Below are 4,295 nucleotides of genomic sequence, written 5' to 3' on the forward strand. Positions count from 1 at the left end.
CCGGAGTGCCATCCTGGAGTGGATTCGGTGAAATGAACTGGGGCAGTGGGGCGTTTCGTCCGGATAGTGAGGCGTATCGCACAAATGCATTCGGATGCGAAAACGTAACGGGCGCAGGTCTTTCTGATTTGCCGCGAATCAGCCGCTACCGGGAACCCCTGGGTACCAACGGGACTGCCGCCAGTGCGATCAGCGCCGTCAGCAGGTAGGTGACCGGAAAGCCGGCCGCCGTGATCAGTGCGCCGAAGGCCGGGGCGATCGCGGCCGCCGCCAGGTTCTGGCCCGTGTTCTGGATACCCAGCCCACGACCCGACCAATACGGCCCCGCGATCTCGGCCACCGCCGTGAAGGCCAGGCCATTGTCGGCCACGGTGATGACCGAGGCCGCGATCAGGATCGGGATCGCCGCCCACCACTGCTGCGCCCAGGCCGCTACGGCCAAGGCGGACAGGGAGATTACCGCCGCCACCGCCACCGTGCGCAGCGGTCGCAGACGGCTGCCCACCCGGTCCGACCACACGCCCGCGCCGATCCGCCCGGCCGCGCCCAGGATCTGGGTCACCGTCACCAGCGCGCCCGCCGCGGGCAGCGACAGGCCCACATCGCGGTGCAACCACAGCAGACCGAACGTCCAGATGGTGGCCTGGGGGATGACCAGCAGCACCGACACCACGTGGATGCGCAGCAGCGTGGAGTCCCCGCGGTACGGATTCGCGGGACGCCCTGAGCCCCCGGCGGATTCGGGTCGCGGTGGATCCGCAATCCCGACCAGGCAGCCGATCGCGGCCGCGCCCGCCAGCGCCGCGGGCACCAGCACCGCCATCGAGAACCCGTGTGCCGCAGCGATGGCCGGCATCGCCAGCGCACCGATCGCCACGCCCAGCGGCTGCGCGGTCTGCCGGATGCCCATGGCCAGCCCGCGCTGATCGGTCGGGAACCAGCCCACGATGACCCGTCCGCTGGCGCCGTTGGTGCTGCCCGCGCCCGCTCCGGCCAGGAACAGCAAGGCCCCCAGCGCAACGTAGTTCGAGACGGTGGCGGCGGCCAGGCCGGCCGCGAACATGACCGCCGGACCGGCCACCAGCGCCTTGCGCTCGCCGACCTGATCGACCACCCACCCCCACGCGATCAGCGTGCAGCACAGGCCGACCAGGGGCATGGCCACCAGCAGACCGGCGGTGGCCAGCGGCATTCCGCGCTGGGTCAGCGCGGGCAGCAGGAAGGCGGCGCCGTTCACCATCACGGCGCTGGCGGTCTGGGCGAAGACGCCGAGGCCCAGCATGGTCCACCGTCGTGTCGTGCCCAGCTCCGTCACGGTGGTCATGACCTCACCTCGCGTCTCAGTATGTGGAATCAATGTCCTACATTTTGAACATCCGGTCTTACGGTACACCTGGGGCGCAAGACGATTTCCGGGGCGAGCTGTCTATTTGCTCACATTCGGTCGTTGATCTTGTGAGTCCCGCGGACCGGTCCGAGATCGCTTGCGTATAAGGGCATTCCACATCTGGTCCGGGGCGGTGCGGGCCGGTATGCCGCACCGGCCCGGGGTCCGCGCGGGCGTCCCCGCCGCCATCGCGCCCCGGCCCGGTCCCGCCCCGCGGTCGGGCGCGTTCGGGCAGGTCGAAGCCGGTCGATAGGATGCCAACCATGCGCCTAGGTCGAGTTGCCAGCCCAGATGGAGTCGCTTTCGTCAGCATCGAAGGGGACGGCTCCGCCGCCGTCGCCCGAGAAATCGCCGAACACCCGTTCGGTACCCCGACCTTCACCGGTCGCAGCTGGCCGCTGGCCGATGTGCGCCTGCTGGCCCCCATCCTGGCCAGCAAGGTGATCTGCATCGGCAAGAACTACGCCGCGCACGCCGAGGAGATGGGCGGCCCGGCCCCGGCCGACCCGGTCATCTTCATGAAGCCCAGCACCTCGATCCAGAGCCCCAACGCCCCGATCATCCTGCCGCCCAGCTCCTCTCAGGTGGACTACGAGGGCGAGCTGGCGATCGTGATCGGCCGCCCCTGCAAGGACGTGCCCGCCGCCCGTGCCAACGAGGTCATCCTGGGCTACACCGTCGCCAATGACGTCACCGCCCGTGACCAGCAGCGACACGACGGCCAGTGGACCCGCGCCAAGGGCTACGACACCTTCTGCCCGCTCGGCCCGTGGATCGAGACCGCCCTGGACCCTACGGATCTGGAGATCGTCACCGAGGTCGACGGCCAGGTCAAACAGCGCAGTCGCACTTCACTTCTGCTGCACGATATTCCGAAGCTCATCGAGTGGGTCACCACCGTAATGACCTTGCTGCCGGGCGATGTCATCCTCACCGGCACCCCCGAGGGCGTCGGGCCGCTGCAGGACGGTCAGACCGTGTCGGTGACCGTGTCCGGTATCGGCACCCTGTCCAATCCCGTTGCCGCCAAACGCTGAACGAAAGAGAGCCATGTCTGACGTCCGGGTTCGTTTCTGCCCGTCACCCACCGGCACGCCGCACGTGGGTCTGGTCCGCACCGCCCTGTTCAACTGGGCCTTCGCGCGCCACCACGGCGGCACCTTCGTCTTCCGCATCGAAGACACCGACGCCTCACGCGATTCCGAGGAGTCCTACGCCGCCATCCTCGACGCCCTGCGCTGGCTCGGCCTGACCTGGGACGAGGGGCCCGAGGTCGGCGGCCCCTACGCGCCCTACCGGCAGTCGCAGCGGCGCGAGATCCACCTCGACGTGGTGCAGCGCCTGCTGGCGGCGGGGGAGGCCTACGAATCCTTCTCCACTCCAGAGGAAGTCGAGGCCCGCCACAAGGCCGCCGGCCGCGACCCCAAGCTGGGCTACGACAACTTCGACCGCGACCTGACCGACGAGCAGATCGCCGCGTACAAGGCCGAGGGTCGTCCCGCGGTGGTGCGCCTGCGCATGCCCGACCGCGACCTCACCTGGAACGACCTGGTGCGTGGCGAGACCACCTTCCGCGCGGGCGTGGTCCCCGACTTCGCGCTCACCCGCGGTAATGGCGATCCGCTCTATACGCTGGTCAACCCGGTCGACGACGCGATGATGAAGATCACCCACGTGCTGCGCGGCGAGGACCTGCTGTCGTCCACTCCGCGTCAGCTCGCGCTCTACGACTCCCTGAAGCGAATCGGCGTCGCGGAGTTCACTCCCGAGTTCGGGCACCTGCCCTTCGTGATGGGCCAGGGCAACAAGAAGCTGTCCAAGCGCGATCCCGAGTCGAATCTGTTCCATCACCGCGACCGCGGGTTCATTCCCGAGGGTTTGCTGAATTATCTGGCACTGCTCGGCTGGAGCATCGCCGATGATCATGACCTCTTCTCCATGGCGGAGATGGTGGCGGCGTTCGATATTTCGAAGGTGAATTCGAATCCGGCCCGATTCGATCAGAAGAAGGCCGACGCACTCAACGCCGAACATATTCGTATGCTCGCCCCCGGTGATTTTGCTCACCGGCTGCGGGAGTACCTCACCGGACGCGGACATATCGGCGCCGAGATCGACGAGAAGCTGTTCGAAACCGCGGCCGATCTCGTTCAGACGCGCATCAAGGTGCTCGGGGATGCCTGGGATCTGCTGAAGTTCCTGTTCATCGCGCCCGCGGACTTCGCGATCGACCCGGCTGCGAAGGAAAAGAATCTCGGCGCCGATGCCGCTCCGGTGCTGCAGGCGACGGTGAAAGCCCTCGAAGGCGTCTCGGAATGGGCCACGGCCCCGTTGGAGACCGCGCTGAATACCGCGCTGATCGAGGAGCTCGAGCTCAAGCCGCGCAAGGCGTTCACCCCCGTGCGCGTCGCGGTGACCGGATCCCACATCAGCCCGCCGCTCTACGAGTCGATGGAACTGCTGGGTCGAGAGGTCACCATGGACCGGTTGCGCGCGGCCCTCGCGGAGATCGGCTGACGCCGGTGTCCGACCGGGCCTGAGGTAAGCCGAAATTGATACACAAACCGGCCTCTGACCAGCCGGTTTGTGTATCTACCGGGGGATGCTGCTAATCTTCTTCTCGGCCGCAGAGCAGCCAGGAACTTCCTCCGGGGAGATCCTGAAAGCCCAGGTCAATGGGGTATGGTGTAATTGGCAACACAGCTGATTCTGGTTCAGCCATTCTAGGTTCGAGTCCTGGTACCCCAGCTGTGAGAGCTCCGGCTCTCGAGTTCGAGAAGGCCGGTGGATTGCCAAATCCGCCGGAATCTCATCCTGGTCCCGTCGTCTAGCGGCCTAGGACGCCGCCCTCTCAAGGCGGTAGCGCGGGTTCAAATCCCGTCGGGACTACAAGGTGAAGGCCCCCAGC

Annotated in this window: 3 protein-coding genes and 2 tRNA genes; 4 read left to right on the forward strand and 1 reads right to left on the reverse strand. The window is 67.0% G+C overall.

What is annotated here, in order from left to right:
* Nucleotides 1-145 precede the first annotated feature (145 nt).
* A complete protein-coding gene (locus ACFV4K_RS34630) occupies nucleotides 146-1,324 on the reverse strand; it encodes an MFS transporter (RefSeq protein WP_379280534.1) in 1,179 nt (392 codons plus the stop codon).
* A gap of 326 nt (nucleotides 1,325-1,650) precedes the next feature.
* On the opposite strand from ACFV4K_RS34630, the gene ACFV4K_RS34635 reads away from it, so the two are divergent.
* From ACFV4K_RS34635 to ACFV4K_RS34650, 4 genes are all read left to right on the forward strand, one after another.
* Nucleotides 1,651-2,424 (forward strand): fumarylacetoacetate hydrolase family protein, encoded by a 774-nt coding sequence (locus ACFV4K_RS34635; protein ID WP_379280535.1) that lies wholly within the window; start codon nucleotides 1,651-1,653, stop codon nucleotides 2,422-2,424.
* 13 nt (nucleotides 2,425-2,437) lie between these two features.
* A complete protein-coding gene (gene gltX, locus ACFV4K_RS34640) occupies nucleotides 2,438-3,904 on the forward strand; it encodes a glutamate--tRNA ligase (RefSeq protein WP_379280536.1) in 1,467 nt (488 codons plus the stop codon).
* 159 nt (nucleotides 3,905-4,063) lie between these two features.
* Nucleotides 4,064-4,135: transfer RNA gene (locus tag ACFV4K_RS34645), tRNA-Gln, on the forward strand.
* Nucleotides 4,136-4,203: 68 nt separating this feature from the next.
* Nucleotides 4,204-4,276: transfer RNA gene (locus ACFV4K_RS34650), tRNA-Glu, on the forward strand.
* Nucleotides 4,277-4,295: the final 19 nt, after the last annotated feature.

It is taken from the genome of Nocardia sp. NPDC059764, from assembly GCF_042732555.1.
Lineage (GTDB): Bacteria > Actinomycetota > Actinomycetes > Mycobacteriales > Mycobacteriaceae > Nocardia.

Bases quoted from the DNA above. Each gene is read 5' to 3' on its own strand.
- ACFV4K_RS34630 (WP_379280534.1), bottom strand. From the start codon at position 1,324: ATGACCACCGTGACGGAGCTGGGCACGACACGACGGTGGACCATGCTG.
- ACFV4K_RS34635 (WP_379280535.1), top strand. From the start codon at position 1,651: ATGCGCCTAGGTCGAGTTGCCAGCCCAGATGGAGTCGCTTTCGTCAGC.
- gltX (WP_379280536.1), top strand. From the start codon at position 2,438: ATGTCTGACGTCCGGGTTCGTTTCTGCCCGTCACCCACCGGCACGCCG.